This is a genomic window from Pseudomonas sp. HN11 (assembly GCF_021390155.1).
Taxonomy (GTDB): Bacteria; Pseudomonadota; Gammaproteobacteria; order Pseudomonadales; family Pseudomonadaceae; genus Aquipseudomonas.
The window spans coordinates 3,227,750-3,244,295 of the sequence record NZ_CP089985.1 but is presented as its reverse complement, the minus strand read 5'-3'; the positions used below and the strand labels follow the sequence as shown (position 1 = coordinate 3,244,295).

13 protein-coding genes and 1 pseudogene are annotated in these 16,546 nt (G+C 62.4%); 11 read left to right on the top strand and 3 right to left on the bottom strand.

What is annotated here, in order from left to right:
- The first annotated feature begins 262 nt into the window (after positions 1-262).
- Complete coding sequence (locus tag LVW35_RS14765; protein WP_233890829.1) at positions 263-1,225, top strand: helix-turn-helix domain-containing protein; 963 nt, start codon at positions 263-265, stop codon at positions 1,223-1,225.
- A 171-nt stretch (positions 1,226-1,396) separates the two neighbouring features.
- On the opposite strand, the gene LVW35_RS29205 is transcribed toward LVW35_RS14765, so the two are convergent.
- Both LVW35_RS29205 and LVW35_RS29200 read right to left on the bottom strand, forming a co-directional pair.
- On the bottom strand, positions 1,397-2,152 hold the full coding sequence (locus LVW35_RS29205; RefSeq protein WP_442799684.1) for a methyl-accepting chemotaxis protein: 756 nt from the start codon (positions 2,150-2,152) through the stop codon (positions 1,397-1,399).
- 102 nt (positions 2,153-2,254) lie between these two features.
- A pseudogene (locus LVW35_RS29200) lies at positions 2,255-3,448 on the bottom strand (PDC sensor domain-containing protein); the annotation flags it as partial.
- A 344-nt stretch (positions 3,449-3,792) separates the two neighbouring features.
- Between LVW35_RS29200 and LVW35_RS14755 the strand changes: the two are divergent.
- The 4 genes from LVW35_RS14755 to LVW35_RS14740 all read left to right on the top strand — a co-directional run bounded on the left by LVW35_RS14755 (position 3,793) and on the right by LVW35_RS14740 (position 9,519).
- A complete protein-coding gene (locus LVW35_RS14755; protein WP_233890827.1) occupies positions 3,793-5,241 on the top strand; it encodes an APC family permease in 1,449 nt (482 codons plus the stop codon).
- A gap of 77 nt (positions 5,242-5,318) precedes the next feature.
- Complete coding sequence (locus LVW35_RS14750; protein WP_233890826.1) at positions 5,319-6,749, top strand: aldehyde dehydrogenase family protein; 1,431 nt, start codon at positions 5,319-5,321, stop codon at positions 6,747-6,749.
- Positions 6,750-6,751: 2 nt separating this feature from the next.
- Positions 6,752-8,101 carry an aminotransferase class III-fold pyridoxal phosphate-dependent enzyme gene (locus tag LVW35_RS14745; protein ID WP_233890825.1) on the top strand — a complete coding sequence of 450 codons (1,350 nt, stop codon included), beginning with the start codon at positions 6,752-6,754 and terminating at the stop codon, positions 8,099-8,101.
- A 92-nt stretch (positions 8,102-8,193) separates the two neighbouring features.
- Complete coding sequence (locus LVW35_RS14740; RefSeq protein WP_233890824.1) at positions 8,194-9,519, top strand: alginate export family protein; 1,326 nt, start codon at positions 8,194-8,196, stop codon at positions 9,517-9,519.
- Between the two features lie 37 nt (positions 9,520-9,556).
- On the opposite strand, the gene LVW35_RS14735 is transcribed toward LVW35_RS14740, so the two are convergent.
- Complete coding sequence (locus LVW35_RS14735; protein ID WP_233890823.1) at positions 9,557-10,315, bottom strand: IclR family transcriptional regulator; 759 nt, start codon at positions 10,313-10,315, stop codon at positions 9,557-9,559.
- A gap of 221 nt (positions 10,316-10,536) precedes the next feature.
- Between LVW35_RS14735 and LVW35_RS14730 the strand changes: the two genes are divergently transcribed.
- From LVW35_RS14730 to LVW35_RS14705, 6 genes are read left to right on the top strand one after another with little or no spacing between them, the layout of a single operon-like run.
- On the top strand, positions 10,537-12,078 hold the full coding sequence (locus LVW35_RS14730) for an acetolactate synthase large subunit (RefSeq protein WP_233890822.1): 1,542 nt from the start codon (positions 10,537-10,539) through the stop codon (positions 12,076-12,078).
- A gap of 11 nt (positions 12,079-12,089) precedes the next feature.
- The gene (locus LVW35_RS14725) at positions 12,090-13,580 is read left to right on the top strand and encodes an aldehyde dehydrogenase family protein (protein ID WP_233890821.1); all 1,491 of its coding nucleotides are present in this window, start codon (positions 12,090-12,092) and stop codon (positions 13,578-13,580) included.
- 27 nt (positions 13,581-13,607) lie between these two features.
- Positions 13,608-14,402, top strand: coding sequence for an SDR family NAD(P)-dependent oxidoreductase (locus tag LVW35_RS14720; RefSeq protein WP_233890820.1), 795 nt, complete (start codon positions 13,608-13,610; stop codon positions 14,400-14,402).
- A 12-nt stretch (positions 14,403-14,414) separates the two neighbouring features.
- Complete coding sequence (locus LVW35_RS14715; protein WP_233890819.1) at positions 14,415-15,455, top strand: WD40/YVTN/BNR-like repeat-containing protein; 1,041 nt, start codon at positions 14,415-14,417, stop codon at positions 15,453-15,455.
- Positions 15,456-15,466: 11 nt separating this feature from the next.
- Complete coding sequence (locus LVW35_RS14710) at positions 15,467-15,925, top strand: VOC family protein (protein ID WP_233890818.1); 459 nt, start codon at positions 15,467-15,469, stop codon at positions 15,923-15,925.
- Positions 15,926-15,935: 10 nt separating this feature from the next.
- On the top strand, positions 15,936-16,538 hold the full coding sequence (locus LVW35_RS14705; RefSeq protein ID WP_233890817.1) for an amino acid synthesis family protein: 603 nt from the start codon (positions 15,936-15,938) through the stop codon (positions 16,536-16,538).
- Positions 16,539-16,546 lie beyond the last annotated feature (8 nt).

Sequence of the window (16,546 nt, the reverse complement as noted above, 5' to 3'; positions counted from 1 at the left end):
CCGAAAATGTCCAGCGCATTGAAGAACAGTGTCCGCAAATGGTCAGCTAGGGCATGAAGCGCTTAGGCTTCACGTGTGCCGATCATCTCCGGGGCGCTTCTTGAACCGGTAGCCCGAATCGGCACATGCGGAACGCGCGTTCTGCTTGCAGGCTTGGGTGAAATGAGAGACGCATAAAGAATTTGCAGAATTTCTGCTATCTGCGAATATCACATAGCAAGGCGACCTGAAAACAAGAAGATCGACCGAGGTTTTCGACTTCATGAGAAACCAGAGCATCAGTCATTCTCGTGACATCCACGTCCATGCGGCCACTGTGCAGGAGTGGAGCCAGGACTACAGCCAGCTGACCGCCGGTTCGGCCGAGTGCTCGCTCATGCAACTGACGACGCCGGGTTGCCACGTGTTTCGCGAGCAGATCAACCAGCGCGTGGTGCAGCACGGCGTATCACCGCGAGGCAAGATGTGCTTTGCCGTGCCGATCACGGTGCCGGGGTCGATTCGCATGCAGGGCCGTGACGTGAATGACAGTAGCCTGTTCTTCCTGCACGGTGGCGAGGAGTTCATGTTTCATATGCCGATGGGTATGGAGTTGCTGTCCATCACCTTTGAGAGCGAGCTGTTCGAGCAGGCGCTGGCGCAAACCGCCTCGCCCAAGGAGGTCAGCCAGTTGCTGCGCCAGCCGGTGATCCGGGTCTCCAGCCCACGGTTTGCCCAGGCGCGTCGCCGCCTGCTGGCGCTGTTCGCCCAGGCCCTGGTCCACGAGGACCTCGACAGTACCCGCAACCGGCAGAGTGAGCTGGCGTTGGAGCAGGCGATGCTGGGCGAGTTACTGCAACTGATGAGCGACCCGGCCTGCGACAAGTCCCAGCGCTCGGCGAGCTCCACGCGCAGCTTTATTGTCGAGAAATGCCACCGCCTGGCGACCGAGCACATGCTGGACGTACCCAGCGTGATTGAGTTGTGCCAGCGCCTGCAGGTGAGTCGACGCACCGTGCAGAACAGCTTCCGCTCGGTGACCGACACGACCCCCCTGAATTACTTGCGCTCCGTGCGGCTCAACGGCGTGCGCCGCACCCTGATGTCCACCCGTGCAAGCCAACTGACCATCGGCGATGCCGCTGCCCAATGGGGTTTTTTTCACCTTAGCCATTTTGCCGCGCAGTACCAGGAACTGTTTGCCGAACTGCCGTCCCGAACCGCCCGGGCCGCTATCGCCAGCTGATGACATTGGTCGGGCGCAGTGAGCGCTTCCATGCGTTCCAGCAGAGCTACCTGTGCGATATGGTCACTGGCGCGGCGTCGGAGCTGACCACGCGCATTACCTTGCGCTAGGGCCTTAAAGCCGGTAATCAGCCGGTAATCCAACCTGGGCGCCTCCCTGCGCCAAGTCCTCTCACACGCGGAAATGGCCTACCAGTTGTTGTTGATGGTTGGCCATGGCATGCAATGAAATACTCGCCGCTGAGGCATCGTGCATGCGGCTGGTGAGGGTTTCGCTGATGCCGCGAATGTCACTGACTCGATGGCTGATGTCTTCTACCACCGTGCTTTGCTCCAGGGCGGCGCTGGCGATCTGCTGGTTCATCTGCTCAATCACGTCTACCGCCTGGGAGATATTTTCCAGCGCCGTGCGGGTCTGTTGCACCTGGATCACGCTGCTGCCGGCTTGCTCGCGGCTCTGTTGGGTGCTGTGTTCCACCTCCTGGCTCAGCTGTTGCAGGGTCTCAATCACCGTGCGTACTTGCTCGACCGAGCTTTGGGTGTTGCTCGCCAGGTGCCTGACTTCGTCGGCCACCACCGCAAAACCCCGACCTTGTTCGCCAGCCCTGGCGGCCTCGATGGCCGCATTCAATGCCAACAGGTTGGTCTGTTGCGCGATGGCGCTGATCACGTCCAGCACTTGGCCGATCTGTGCGCTGCTGTCGGCGAGGGCGTTGACTTGCTTGAGGGTGGTGTCCAGGCGCTGATCGAGGCTGATGATGCTGGTCTCGACATTGGAAAATATCGCCTGGCCAGAGCGGCTGGCGCTTTCCGCCGCCGTCGCGGCGTCGGCCGCACTGTGGGAGTGGCGCGCGACTTCCTGGGCGCTGGCGCTCATTTCGTGCAATGCGGTCGCCGCCAGCTCCACTTCGCGGTACTGGCGCTGCATGCCCGCACTGACTTCCCGGGCAATCCCCGACGACGTATCGGCGCTGTTGCGCGTCTCTAGCGAGGCGGTCTGGATGTCGCGAATCAGTGGCTGCAGTTTGTCCAGGAAACGGTTGAAGCCATCGGACAGTTGGCCCAATTCGTCACGACGTCCGGTGGGCAAACGTTGGGTGAGGTCGCCGTCGCCTTCGACAATGGCATTGAGCAAGCCGGCCACCTTCAACAGCGGACGGGTCACGCCGTAGGCGGCGAGCCAGATCAGCAGCATACCCAGGCAACTGGCGAATAGGCCCAGGCCCAGGTTGAGCCAGTTGGCCTCACGGCTTTTGTCGTCCAATTCGGTTTGCATCTGCAGCGCAGGTGCCTGCACCAACGCTTGCGGCACCTTGATTTCCAGTTGCCACGGCGGGTTGCCGGCCACCGTGTCCAGGGCCTGGCGGATATCGAGCGTGGGGGTCGATAGCTCGCCGCTGCGTCCGGCCACCTGGCCGGCAGCTGACAGAATGGTCACCTCACTGTTGCCCTGGTACAGGTCCTGGCCGAGGTTGGCAGCGAGCTTTTGCAGGGTCTCGAGGCTGATGTCCATGCCGACCACGCCCAGGGTCTTGCCATTCACGATCAGCGGCACGGAAATGCTGCTCATCAGCACGTTGCGGCCTTCCACTTCACTGGTATACGGCTCAACCACGCAGGTGCGGTGTTGGGCTTGAGGGCAGACGTACCAGGCGTTTTCCGGATCGCTGCCGGGAGGGGCGTTATTGGTGGTGATCTGCGCTTCGGTCAGCACCTCTTGCACCAGCCGCCCTGGCTGGCTCTGGGACCAATACAGGGCAAAGCGACCTTTCTCGTTGCCCGCCAGGTTGCGTTGCCCGACGAAATCACTGTCTGCGCCGGCCAGTGCATCCGGCAGCAGTATCACGTACAGACCCAGGATTTTTTCGCGGTTGAGTAGCGTCTGGCGAGTCGCGCTGATCAACGCTTCGCGCAATTGCGCGGCACTCAGGCGGCCGTTAAGTGCTTGCTCGCGCAGTTGCAGGACCTGTTGCGCGAACCCCTCGCCATACAGCGCGGTTTCATTGAAGAAGCGCTCCACGTGTTGACCATGCGCGGCCGCCTGGGCCTGCAAGCGCTCTACGGCGGCTTGCCCTAGCAACTGGCTGCTCTGGGCCTTGAGCAAATGCGCGCTTTGTTGGTTCTGGTACACCGAGGCGCCGACCAGCGCGCCGACGACAGCCAGCAGGCAAAGTCCGCTCAGCAGGGTGATTCGCCATTGAATGGTTAGGTGAGTTAGACGCATGACTGGGGTTTCCTACAGAGGGCTTTGGCGGCGAGGGGCCACGGATCGGGCCCTCGCTCTTCTTGTGGTTGCCGGCGTCCGGGTATAGCGCGAGCGACGCTAGCATGCGGGCCATAAAGCACTGGCGACTATCCCGAATCGGCAACACCTGTTGGATTGCCAATGCGCGTTCGACCTGTTTTGGGGCGGCGCTACGGATGCTACCGATTTGGGATAGCGAGGCATTCGGAGGCGGGCATAGGATCAAATTCAGCGCGCAACTAAAACAAAACGCGAATAGGTCCCGATGGAGTCTGGTCGGGCCTCCCAAAAAAGCGACTGCCTCATACAATAAGGTCAACAAAATGAGTGTATCTATCCCGGTCAACAGCTCCACGGAGCTCAAGCGTGGCGCCCTGGGTGTCGGCTTCATTATCTTCTTCGTAGTGTCGGCGGCGAGCCCTCTCAGCGTGATCGCCGGCGGCTTCCCGATTGGCATCATGCTGGGCAACGGGGCGGGGACGCCTGCGTTGCTGATCCTGGCTTTGCTGGTGCTGTTGGCGTTTTCAGTGGGCTACACCACCATGTCGAAGCACCTCACCAACGCCGGAGGTTTCTACGCCTTCACCTCCCGTGGCCTGGGCGGTCTGGCCGGCGGTGCCGCCGGGGTGTTGGCGATGTTTGCCTACAATATCCTGCAGGTCGCGCTGTATGGCATGTTCGGCGGTGTCGTCAGCGGCACCATGGACAGTGTGTTTGGCCTGGTATTGCCCTGGTGGTCGTACTCGCTGATGGCGATGGCGAGCATTGCGATCCTCGGGTATCGCAAGATCGACCTGTCGGCGCGGGTGCTGTCGGTGGTGGTGATCGCCGAGTACCTGGCGATCCTGATCCTTGATTTTGCGATCCTCAAGTCCGGTGGCGACAGCGGTATCAACCTTGACGCATTTGATCGCAGTCATGTGTTCAGCGGTACGCCGTCAATCGGTTTGCTGTTCTGCTTCGCGGCATTCATCGGCTTCGAAGCCACGACCATCTACGGCGAAGAGGCCAAGGATCCGCAGCGCACTATCCCCATTGCCACCTACAGCTCAGTGCTGCTGATCGGCGGGTTCTACGCGATTTCGGTGTGGTCGATGGTCGTGGGAGTGGGCGCGGACAAAATCGTGCCGATGTTGCAGGCCTTGCAGGACCCGACCACGTTTATCTACGGCATGTCCGACCACTTTGTCGGGCCGCAGCTGACCCAAGTCATTCGCATACTGTTCATGGTCAGCATCTATGCCGGCCTGCTCGCGTTCCATAACGCAGCCGCACGCTATTTCTACGCCATCGGCCGTGATGGCCTGTTGCACAGTGTGTTGGGCACCACCCACCGTGTGCATCAGAGCCCGCACATGGGCTCGGCTTTGCAAAGCCTGATCGCCGCGGTGGTGGTGCTGATCTTCGCAGCGCTGGATGCCGACCCGATCCTGCAACTGTTCGCCTGGCTCTCCAACCTCGCCACGCTCTGCGTGATCCTGCTGATGGCATTGACGTCGGTCGCGGTGTGCGTCTACTTCCATCGCCATCCCGAGCTTAGCGTCGGGCTCTGGCGCGGCCGCATCCTGCCGGGGTTCTCGTGCCTGGCGTTGGTGCTGGTGCTGATGCTGGCCGTGGTGCATTTCGACGTGTTGACCGGTGCCAGCCAACTGTTGTCCTACGGCCTCTGCGCGATCATTCCGCTGGCCTTGATCATCGGCGTGGTGCTTGCCGCACGCCTGCGCAAGATTGCGCCGCATCGGTTTCTCGCCCTGGGCAGCCACAAGCTCTGAGGCCCCTCGACTCTCCAGACAATACCGGCCTGCCGTCCCTCGGCCAGGCTCGTCAGCGTGTGAAAGGAAGGTTCCAAATGCACAATTACAAGATGCTCATCAATGGGGTTCAGGTTGCCGGTGACCAGGGGCAGTTCGATGTGATCAACCCCGCCACCGGTGCTGCTTTTGCCCGTTGCCCGGCGGGCTCCCTGGGCCAGCTTGACCAGGCGGTCGACGCGGCGCAGCAGGCGTTCAAAACCTGGCAACACAGCAGTCACGCGGATCGTTGCGAGCGCTTGCTGGCCATCGCCGCAGATATCGAGTGCGAGGCTGAGTCGCTGGCCCGCTTGATTGTGATGGAGCAGGGCAAGCCGCTGGAGCTGGCGTTCTCTGAAGTCATGGGCGCCGCCGCCTGGACCCGTTACGCCGCCGGGCAGGACATTAGCGTGGAGCTGGTAGAAGAAACCGCCACCCAACGGGTTGAACTGCACCGCAAACCCCTGGGCGTGGTGGCGTCGATCACGCCCTGGAACTGGCCGTTCATGATCGCTGCATGGCACATCATGCCCGCGTTGCGTGCCGGCAACTGCGTGATCAGCAAACCGTCGAGCCTGACCCCTCTGAGCACCCTGGACCTGGCGCAGATCATTGCCCGCCATGTGCCTCACGGCGTGATCAACTGCGTGACGGGCGAGCAGGGGTTCGGCAGTGCAATCACGTCCCACAGCGGTATCCAGAAGATCGTCTTCACTGGCTCCACCGCCACCGGGCAAAGCGTGATGCGCGGCGCCGCGAGCAATCTCAAGCGCCTGACCCTGGAGCTGGGTGGCAACGACGCGGCTATCGTATTGCCTGGCACACCCGTCGGAACCGTGGCCGAAGAGATCTTCCAGGCCGCCTTTCTCAACATGGGCCAGACCTGCGCCGCGCTCAAACGCTTGTACATCCACGAATCGCAATATCAGGCCTTCGCGGATGCGCTGACGCAGATCGCGGCGCGCCAAGTGGTGGGCGATGGCCTTGAGGCCGGCGTCACCTTTGGCCCAGTGCAGAACCTCGAGCAACTGGAACTGGTGGATGCGCTGGTCGCCGATGCGCGAGCCAACGGTGCACGTGTGCTGTGTGGTGGCGCCCGCCTGGATCATCCCGGCTTCTTCTATCCGCCGACCCTGGTCGCGGACGTGACCGACGGCCATCGCCTGGTCGACGAAGAGCAGTTTGGCCCCGTGCTGCCCTTGATCGCCTACCGCGATGTCGAGGATGTATTGCGCCGCGCCAATGCCAGCGACATGGGCTTGGGCGGCTCGGTCTGGGGGCCGGATGTCGAACAAGCCCAGGCCCTGGCCAGTCGGCTCGAGAGCGGTGTTGCCTGGGTCAACTGCCATGCGCAGATCCAACCGAATACACCGTTCGGCGGCAGCAAGATGTCCGGGTTTGGTGTCGAGTTCGGCCTTGAAGGCCTGCTGGAATTCACCGGCCAGCAACTGCTGTTCGTGCGTAAGCCAACAGTTGCACCGGAGGCCTGAGCATGTACGAGAAATACCAGACGGCCGAGAAAAAGTTCTGGCACCCCATGGGCTCCAGCGCTCCGGCGCAGCGCTCCAAAACCCTGATCATCGCCAAGGGCGACGGCAACTACATCACTGACATTGACGGCCATCGCATGCTCGACGGCGTAGGCGGTTTGTGGAACGTCAACATCGGGCACAACCGTGCCAGCGTCAAGGCGGCGATTGCCACGCAGTTGGATGAGCTGGCCTATTACCAGACCTTCGACGGCATCGCCCACCCGCGCGTGTTCGACCTGGCTGAACGGCTGACGGGCCTGTTCGCCCAGGAGCGCATGGCGCGGGTGCTGTTCAGTTCCGGCGGTTCCGATGCGGTCGAGACCGCGCTGAAAATGGCGCGTCAATACTGGGTCGCCAGTGGCGAGCCGGGCCGCACGCGTTTCCTGTCCCTGCGCAATGGCTATCACGGCGTGCACATGGGCGGCACGTCAGTGGGGGGCAACGGGGTCTACCACTACAACCATGGCCCGTTGTTGGCCGGCTGCCATTTGCTCGATACGCCATGGCTGTATCGCAACCCCTGGGATTGTCGTGACCCCGACGCGCTGACGGCGCACTGTATCCGCCAGCTGGAAGATCAGATTGCCTTGCTCGGCGCGCAGACCATTGCCGCGCTGATCGCCGAACCTGTACAAGGCGCCGGCGGCGTCATCGTGCCGCCAGCCGATTACTGGCCGCGCCTGCGCGAGGTGTGTGACCGCCACGGCATCCTGTTGATCGCCGACGAAGTGGTCACCGGCTTTGGTCGTGCCGGCTGCATGCTCGGCAGTCGCGGCTGGGGCGTTGCACCGGACATCCTGTGCCTGGCCAAAGGCATCACGGCCGGTTACATCCCCTTGGGCGCCACGTTGTTCAACCAACGCATCGTCGACGCCATCGAAAACAGTGCCGGCTTCAGCAGCATGGTCATGCACGGCTACACCTACAGCGGGCACCCGACCGCGTGCGCGGCGGCACTGGCGGTGCTGGATATCGTCGAAGCCGAGGACCTGCCGGGCAACGCCGCCAGGGTCGGCGCGTATTTGCACGAACAGCTCCGGCCGTTGACCGAGCGTTACGCCGTCGTCGGCGAAGTGCGTGGCAAGGGCCTGATGATTGCCCTGGACCTGGTGGCCGATAAAGCCACGCGCCAGCCCCTGGACCCGGCGGGCGGCCAGCCATCGCGGATCGCTGACGAAGCGCGACGCGCCGGCGTGCTGGTGCGACCGATCGGCAACAAAATCATTCTTTCGCCGCCGCTGACCCTCACGGTCGATGAAGCGGACCTGATCGTTGCTGCGTTGGATACCGCTTTCACCGTCTTCGGCTAGTCCTCGTAAAGCCGGTGCAGCCAAGACTGCACCGGTGTTGTGCCAATACCAAAGACAGCCTTCTAAAAGGCGCACCCACAGGAGCTTGAGCCATGCGGAATTCACTGAATCGTCGAGTGTTTGGAAGCACGCTTGCGTGCACATTGTCGTTATGCACCCTTTACCCGGCCCAGGCTTATGAGCTGTACAGCGATGACAGCCGTCACCTCAACGCCGACATGACAGCCGTGTTCGGCCAGTTCAACAGCCGCAAGAATTACGACGGTACCTCAGGCGGGTCCACCTGGCGTGAGGGCTATATCAAGTATGGTTTGAGCGGCGACCAGGCGTTGGGCGGCAATGGCACCGCGTACGGGGCGTTCGCCTTGGTCAGCTCTGCCACTTGGGGTGATGGCGACCCGGGCGGCAATAGCCTGGGTAATGAACGCACCACCAAGATCGAAGACGCCTACCTCGGCTGGCGTTCCGGCGACCTGTTCCCGGCGCTGGGCAAGGACGGTGTCGATATTTCCGGCGGGCGCCAGGTAGTCAAGGTGGGCCGTGGCTTTCTGATCAACGATGACGGATTGAACCTGGGCAAAGGCCCGGCCGACGGCACGATGAACCGTGGCGGCGCGTATTACCTGGCGGCACGGCACGCGTTTGATCAGACCGCCGTATTGCGCCTGGGCGGGCAAGAGGGCTTGCATGGCAGCCTGCTGTGGCTCAAATCGGACAACCGCGTGCAGGCCGAAACCGAACTGGCCGCGGGTACGCTGGATTACACCAGCCAGCCAGGCACAATCGGCTTGACCTGGATTCATGGCATTGACGTCAACGATCAATGGGCCAGCGACTTTCAACGCCAGCGCAAAGGCATGAACGTCTACAGCGTGCGCGGGGAAGGGGATGCCGGGATCAAGAACGTCAGCCTGGCGTTCGAATACGCCTGGCAAGACAAGGACACCGGCCCGGAGACGGCCTGGTATGGCGAAGCCGGCTACACCTTTGCCGATATTGCCTGGGCGCCCAAGCTGACTTATCGGTATACCCGTTACTCGCAAAAATGGGACGCACTGTTCACCGGTTTGAGCGCGGGCTACGGCACGTGGTTCCAAGGTGAAGTCGCCGGTAACTACGCCGGGCCATTCAACACCAATACCCGCATCCAGCATGTCGGGCTGAAAGCCACCCCGCTGGAAAACCTGACCCTGGGTGCGCTGTACTTCGACTTCAATACCCTGCGCAAAAGCAATGCGCTGAACCTCAACGGGCGCGAGCTGGATGTGTACGCCGAGTGGGCGGTGAACCCGCACCTGATCATCACGCCGCTGATCGGCTTCTACAAACCCGAACAGGGCGCCAATTCAGGCGGCAATCAGGTCGGCGGCAATGGCACCAACCTGTACAGCCAGTTGACGGTGGCTGTTCCGTTCTGATCGCCTAGGTACCGTGCCCGCCCATTGCTTGTGCCGGTCAGGGCGCGGTACTGCTGAGCTGGTTTCGCATGTTTTCGGCGATGCGGCGCGTGGTGTCCATGACCATTTCGACCACGGTTTCCTGGCGCAGCAGCTTGAAGCTTTGCGAGCTGCCGACGGCCGAGAGGCTGCCGACCACTTCGTCGAGGCCCGCCTGGAAGATGGGCGCCGCGATGCCGGTCAGGCCCAGGTTGAGTTCGTCATGGGTCAGGCAGTAACCGTCCTTGCGGATCTTTTTCGCGGCCTTGGCGAAGCCGGCCCAGTCATACGGGCTGTGCGGGTCGTTGGCCATGTGCTCATCGAACAAGCGTTGCAAGCGTCGGCCTTTCTGAAAGGCGATCAACACCTTCGATTGTGCGCCGCGAAAGAATGGCAGCGGTTGTCCGCGCCCGAACGCGAAGTGGTAGGTGTCGGTCGGTTCGGCGATGTAAGTGTTGATGATCCGCCCGTCATAAAACACGCTGGCAAACACCGCCAGGCCGGTTTGCGCGGACAGTTCGTGCATCAGCTCACGCCCGGCCACAAGGATCGGGTCGTACTGGCGCATCATCCAATCCAGCTCGATGACGCGCGGCCCCAAGCCATAGCTGCCGGCGTCCACCCGGACCAGCAGGCCAGCGTCGCACAAATCCTTGACGTAGCGGTACACAGTCGCCCGTGACAGGCCCATGCGCTCGGCAATGGTGTCGGGGTCGATCTTCAATGTCTGTGGACCGAACAGGTCCAGGACACTCAGCAATTTGCTCAGGCTGCTCATTTCTTTCCTAAAAATGGGGGGAGCGCGCGTGCTGCGCGCCGCCCGGCGCTGGCGCAACACTACCGGAGTGCGGGAAAAACGCAATCGTAGCGAGGGATTTTGCCTGCCTGATATCGATAAAATCTCATTAAGTGAGAAAAATACAAATAAAATGCTTGTTGTGAGAATTTTTGTGTGTGATAAATCTCACCACTGTAAACGCTCAAGCAAGAGGGCTGAAAATGAATGGTGCGCAACTGATAGTGAATGCGGCAGCGGCGAGCGGCATCGAATACTGCTTTGCCAACCCTGGAACCACCGAAATCCCCTTGGTGGCAGCCATGGCCAGCGCACCTTCACTCAAACCGGTGTTGTCGTTGTTTGAAGGGGTGTGCACCGGAGCAGCCGATGGCTACGGCCGCATTGCCGGCAAGCCGGCGATGACCCTGACGCACCTGGGGCCGGGATTTGCCAACGGCATCGCCAACCTGCACAACGCGCGCCGCGCCAATACCCCCATCGTCAACGTGATCGGCGACCACGCGTCCTGGCATGTGAACTACGACCCACCGCTGGCCAGCGACATCCAGGCCCTGGCCGGGACGGTTTCGGGCTGGGTGCGTACCTCGCGCACCGCGTCGGGTATTGGTGAAGACTTGCAGGAAGCCGTACGCGCCGCCTGGCAGGCCAAAGGGCAGATCGCCAGCCTGATCCTGCCGATGGACCTGCAAGCCAATGCGGTGACGCACAACGGTGTATTCGCGCCAATACGCCCGCCGGTTCGGCGGTTTGCCGGTGACCGGGTCGAGACAGTGGCACGCGCACTGCGTAACGGGCAGCGCCTGGTGTTTATCGTCGGCGATGAGGGCTTGTCGGTCGCGGGGCTGGAAGCCGCAGGGCGCTTGGCCCAACTGCCTGGCGTGCGCTTGTTTGCCGAGACCTTCCCACGGCTTAGCTACCGTGGCGGCGGTTTGCCGGACTTGGACCGCCTGCCGTATTTCCCGGAAGTGGCGATCGAAATCCTTGAGCAGTACGACCGAGTGGTGTGTGCCGGGGTGCTCGAACCCATCAGCTATTTTGGCTACGAAGGCATCCCATCGCGCCTTGCCGAGCGCGAGCGCCTGCTGACGCTGGCCGAGGTCGGTGACGATGTGGCGGGCGCACTGATCGCGCTGGCCGATGCGCTGAATGCACCGGCCTACGTGCCCACGCCAATGGGCATCGAACTGCCGCCTGGGCACGCGGAACTGACGCCTCAGTCTGTCGGTCAGGTACTCGCCGCTGCGCTGCCGGATGACAGCATTGTCTCGGTTGAAGGCGGCACCTGCGGCTATCCGTTTTTCACCGCCTCCGCTGGCGCCGCACGGCATCGTGTATTGACCAACACCGGTGGCGCGATTGGCCAGGGCATTCCTGTGGGGTTCGGCGCCGCCCTGGCGGAGCACGGCAATCGCGTGTACTGCCTGCAATCGGACGGCAGTGCCCAATACACCATTCAAACTCTGTGGAGCATTGCCCGCGAGCAGTTGCCGGTGGTGATCCTGATTGCCGCCAACCATCGCTACGCAATTCTGCAGAACGAACTGCGCCGTTTCGGCATGACCGAAATGGACCCCCAGGCCTTGCGCCTGACCGTGCTCGACAACCCGCGAATCGACTGGAAAGCCCTGGCCAAAGGCTACGGCGTGCCAGCCTGCACCGTGCAAACCAATGCCCAATTGCAACGGGCGCTGGCCAATGCCAACGCCGCCAGTGGGCCCTGCCTGATCGAGATGGCGCTGTGAAGGAGTCGACGATGAAACAGTTTGAAGTGCTACCGGCGGTCCAGGCATTTCTTTCGCAACCCGGACATCTGTTTATCGGCGGCAGCTGGCAGGATGCTGCCGCCGGCCGGCGATTTGCGGTGGAGAACCCGGCGACCGAAGAAACCCTGACCGAAGTCGCCCAGGGCGATGCCCGTGATGTTGACGCCGCCGTCGCGGCAGCCCGCGCCGCGTTCAGCGGCGCCTGGGCGCTGCAGTCACCCGCCCAGCGTGGCTTGCTGCTGTTCCGCTTGGCGGACTTGCTCGATCAGCACCGTGAAGAGCTGGCGCAGTTGATCACTCTTGAAAACGGCAAGCCCCTCGCGGCGGCGCGCGGTGAAGCGGCCAGCGCGGCGACCATCCTGCGCTACTTCGCCGGCTGGCCGACCAAGATCGAAGGCAGCACGCTGCCCGTGTCGCCGGCCAGCGGGGCGCCGATGCTCAACTACACCCTGCGTGAGCCCGTGGGCGTGTGCGCGCTGATCGTGCCGTGGAACTTCCCGTTGAACATGTGCGTGTGGAAGCTCGGTCCGGCGCTTGCGACCGGTTGCGTGGCGGTGCTCAAGCCCGCCGAGCAAACGCCGCTGGTCGCGATTCGCCTGGTGCAGTTGATCGAGGCCGCCGGGTTCCCGCCCGGAGTGGTCAACCTGATTACCGGTCTGGGCGCTGAAACAGGCGCGCCGCTCGCACAGCATCCCGACGTGGACAAGATCGCCTTTACCGGCTCGACCCAGGTTGGCCGCCTGATCGCCCAGGCCGCCACCAGCAATATGAAAAAGGTCTCGCTGGAACTGGGCGGCAAGTCGCCGAACATCATCTTGCCGGACGCCGACATCGTGCGCGCCGCCAAGGGCGCGGCCGACGGGATTTTCTACAACCAGGGCCAAGTGTGCACAGCGGCCTCGCGGTTGTACGTGCACGCCAGTGTGCTCGATCAGGTGCTCCAGGAACTTGAGCGACACGCCGCCGCCCACGTGCTCGGCAACGGCCTGGACCCCGCCAGCAGCATGGGCCCGCTGGTGTCCGGCCGGCAACTGGACACGGTCAAGCGCTACTTGCAGCGGGGCCAGGAAGAGGGCGCCGAACTGATCTGCGGTGGTGGTCGCCCCGCGCATCTGGAGCGCGGCCACTTCATCGCGCCCAGCGTGTTCCTTGATCGCGCCGAAGGTGCCTGTATCGCTCGTGAAGAAATCTTCGGCCCGGTGCTGACCGTCATGAGCTGGACCGAAATCGACGACCTGGTCGTGCGCGCCAACGATTCGCCCTACGGCCTCGCTGCCGGCCTGTGGACCCGCGACCTGCGCTCGGCGCACCGCGTGGCCGCGCAACTGAAGGCGGGCTCGGTGTGGGTCAACTGCTGGAACGTGGTCGATGCGGCCTCTCCGTTCGGCGGCTACAAGCAATCCGGCTGGGGCCGGGAAATGGGTAAAAACGTGATCGATGCCTACACAGAGACCAAGAGCGTGTTTGTCGATCTGGCCTGAATTGAATAATCACACGAGGTAGTTGCTATGGATCTGGAATTGAAAGGCCGCGTGGCCATTGTCACCGGCGGCGGCATGGGCATCGGTAAGGAAGTCGCGCGGTTTCTGTCTGAGGAAGGTTGCAAGGTCGTGATCTGCGCACGCCGCATGGCGTTCCTGCAACTGGCTGCCGAAGAGATCACCGCACAGACCGGTAACGAAGTGCTGCCGCTGTACTGCGACACCAATGAAATGTCGGCCGTGTCGGAAATGGTCGAAGCGGCCTACAAGCACTTTGGGCGTATCGATATCCTGGTCAACGGTGCCGCAGCGCCGTCCGGGGTGGTACGCAATGACATCGAGCATGCCGGCGACGACGAGTTGCTCTCCGACCTCAACACCAAGGTGATTGGCTATTTCCGTTGCGCCAAGGCTGTGACTCCCCACATGAAGGCGGCGGGCTTCGGTCGCATCATCAACATCGGTGGCCTCACCGGGCGCAGCAGTAAAGTCCTCTCGGGGATGCGCAACCTGGCGATTGCCCACATGACCAAAACCCTTTCCGACCAGTTGGGCCCTTCGGGCATTACGGTCAACCTGATCCATCCCGGCGTGGTCGACACGCCGCACATCCAGGAGCTGTACGAGCGCGAAGGCGTCAAGCAGGGCAAGACCTCGGCACAGGTCGAACAAGGCTACATCGACGCAACGCCGATCCGCCGCACCCTGGCGCCGATTGAAATGGGCTGGTTGATTGGTTTCCTGGCATCGCCCAAGGCGGGCGCGGTGACGGGTGAGTCCATCGGCATCGACGGCGGTCTGACCCGCGGCATCTTCATCTGAGGAGCATCAGCGATGAGTAACGGAACCCTTTTGGTTGCCACCGTAGGGCAAGCAGTGATCCGCAGCGCCGACGATGGCCGGACCTGGCATCGCCTGGGCCTGGGGCAGGACCTGGAGTTTGACGCCATCACCCGGTCCTTGAGCGTACACCCCGACGCGCCGCAGGTGATCTATGCCGGTACTGACGTGGGCCTGTGTGTCAGCCATGACACTGGCGGGCGTTGGCTGCGTGTGGACTCGCCGTTCAACGGGCAGACAGTATGGAAGGTCGCGGTCGACCCCATGAATGCACAGCGCATTTTCGTCGGCACCGGCGCACCTTCGCGGGCCGTCCTGTGGCGCACCCTGGACGGTGGCCTGACCTGGGACCGCGCGCCGGTCGAGATTCCTGAGTTTTGCGACGGCGTCAGCCGCCCACGCCTGCTGGCCTTTGCCTATGACCCAACCGACACCGACCAGCTGTGGTTCGGCCTGGAAGAGGGAGGGCTGTTCCACTCCAGTGATGGCGGCGACAGTTGGACCCGTGTCGATGACCGTCTGCTGTGGGACTACAACTCGGACGTGCACAACATTCTGGTCCTGCCCAATCACGGCCAGAAAGTCATCGTGGTGGTCTGCGTCAATGCGGTCTATCGCAGCCTGGATGAAGGCTCGACCTGGACCGGCATCATCGGCCGGGAAGCGTTCGGCCTGTACTACATCCGCGCCATGAACGCGCCGTTGGGCACACAAGACGAGCTGTACCTGAGTATCTCCGATGGCACCCCCGGCACCACCAGCAAAATCCTGGTGTCCCGTGATGCCGCGCGCAGCTGGGAAGTGTTGCCGCTTCCGCAGCAGCCCAACTCGTGTGTCTGGGCGATTGCCTTCAACCCGGCCAACCCGCGCCAGATGGTGGCGGGCACCAAGTATGGGCACTTGTTCACCTCCGATAACGGGGGGGATGGCTGGCAGAAACAGTGGCGCGATTTCAGTGAAATCGCGGATGTGCTCTGGACGCCCGCCGTGGCGCAGATCAAGTCAGGGCATCAATCCATCGTCCAGAAGAACTGAGGTACCCCGCGATGAAAGTCGAGATCCTTCGTACGCACCTTTCGCTCTGGGTCAGTGACCCGGACGTGTCGGCGCGCTGGTACGCCGACATCCTGGGCATGCATGAAAGTGCCCGTGGCGAAAGCTGGGTCATGATGGCATTTGGCACCAAACATCACGATATTGCGCTGATTCGTGCAGACCCAGGCGCCCATCAGGGCGGCTTGGGCTTGCAGCATTACGGCTTGGAGATAGCCGGCGACATGACCACCTTGCGCCAGCTCTACGGCATGTTGCTGGGCAAGGGGGTAGAGGTGGTGAAGATCACCGACCACGAGATCGGCCATGGTGTGTATTTCAACGATCCCGACGGCAATCGCATGGAGTTCTTCCTCGAGACCGAACACGACGACGCGCGCGGCAAGGCCCGGTTCAAGGCCGCCGGCGCGCCAAGCCGACATTTCAACCTGGACCCCCTGGATCCCCTTTGAGGACATACCGATGAAAACCGCGAATTTTGCGACTTACCACATCCGCAAATGGTACAGCTTTGTCGAAGAAACCCTGGCCAATGAAAGTGGCCAGCTGGCCGATGGCGAGCCGCTGTTCAAATATGCGGTTGCTGCAGTGATCGCCAATCCCTATGCCGGTCGCTACAGCGAAGCGCTGACGGAACTGGTGGAACCTTCGCCGTTGTTGGGCGAAGAATTCGGGCGGCGCATTCAGGCACTGGCCGGCACGCAGGCGATTGTCAGCTACGGTAAAGCGTGCCTCGTGGGCAGCCAGGGCGAGTATGAACACGGTAATGCGTTTCTCACCAACCCGGCTGCCGACCCTGTACGCCTGGCGCTGGGCGGCGGCAAGTCGTGGGTGCCGTCCACCGGCAAGCGCGGCGGCCCGGGTACCACCATCGATGTGCCGCTGGCCCACAAGGATGCGCTGTATGTGCGTTCTCACTACGACAGCATGTCGCTGATGTTTGGCGACGGTCCCGCACCGGACGAGGTGATCGTGATCTGGGCCTTCGCCACACGCGGTCGTCTGCATGCGCGGCTGGGCGGCCTGGAAGCAGCGGACGTCAAAGGCCTGGACGGGCTGCACTGAGCACAGGC

Bases quoted from the DNA above. Each gene is read 5' to 3' on its own strand.
- LVW35_RS14765 (WP_233890829.1), top strand. From the start codon at position 263: ATGAGAAACCAGAGCATCAGTCATTCTCGTGACATCCACGTCCATGCG.
- LVW35_RS29205 (WP_442799684.1), bottom strand. From the start codon at position 2,152: ATGCAGCGCCAGTACCGCGAAGTGGAGCTGGCGGCGACCGCATTGCAC.
- LVW35_RS14755 (WP_233890827.1), top strand. From the start codon at position 3,793: ATGAGTGTATCTATCCCGGTCAACAGCTCCACGGAGCTCAAGCGTGGC.
- LVW35_RS14750 (WP_233890826.1), top strand. From the start codon at position 5,319: ATGCACAATTACAAGATGCTCATCAATGGGGTTCAGGTTGCCGGTGAC.
- LVW35_RS14745 (WP_233890825.1), top strand. From the start codon at position 6,752: ATGTACGAGAAATACCAGACGGCCGAGAAAAAGTTCTGGCACCCCATG.
- LVW35_RS14740 (WP_233890824.1), top strand. From the start codon at position 8,194: ATGCGGAATTCACTGAATCGTCGAGTGTTTGGAAGCACGCTTGCGTGC.
- LVW35_RS14735 (WP_233890823.1), bottom strand. From the start codon at position 10,315: ATGAGCAGCCTGAGCAAATTGCTGAGTGTCCTGGACCTGTTCGGTCCA.
- LVW35_RS14730 (WP_233890822.1), top strand. From the start codon at position 10,537: ATGAATGGTGCGCAACTGATAGTGAATGCGGCAGCGGCGAGCGGCATC.
- LVW35_RS14725 (WP_233890821.1), top strand. From the start codon at position 12,090: ATGAAACAGTTTGAAGTGCTACCGGCGGTCCAGGCATTTCTTTCGCAA.
- LVW35_RS14720 (WP_233890820.1), top strand. From the start codon at position 13,608: ATGGATCTGGAATTGAAAGGCCGCGTGGCCATTGTCACCGGCGGCGGC.
- LVW35_RS14715 (WP_233890819.1), top strand. From the start codon at position 14,415: ATGAGTAACGGAACCCTTTTGGTTGCCACCGTAGGGCAAGCAGTGATC.
- LVW35_RS14710 (WP_233890818.1), top strand. From the start codon at position 15,467: ATGAAAGTCGAGATCCTTCGTACGCACCTTTCGCTCTGGGTCAGTGAC.
- LVW35_RS14705 (WP_233890817.1), top strand. From the start codon at position 15,936: ATGAAAACCGCGAATTTTGCGACTTACCACATCCGCAAATGGTACAGC.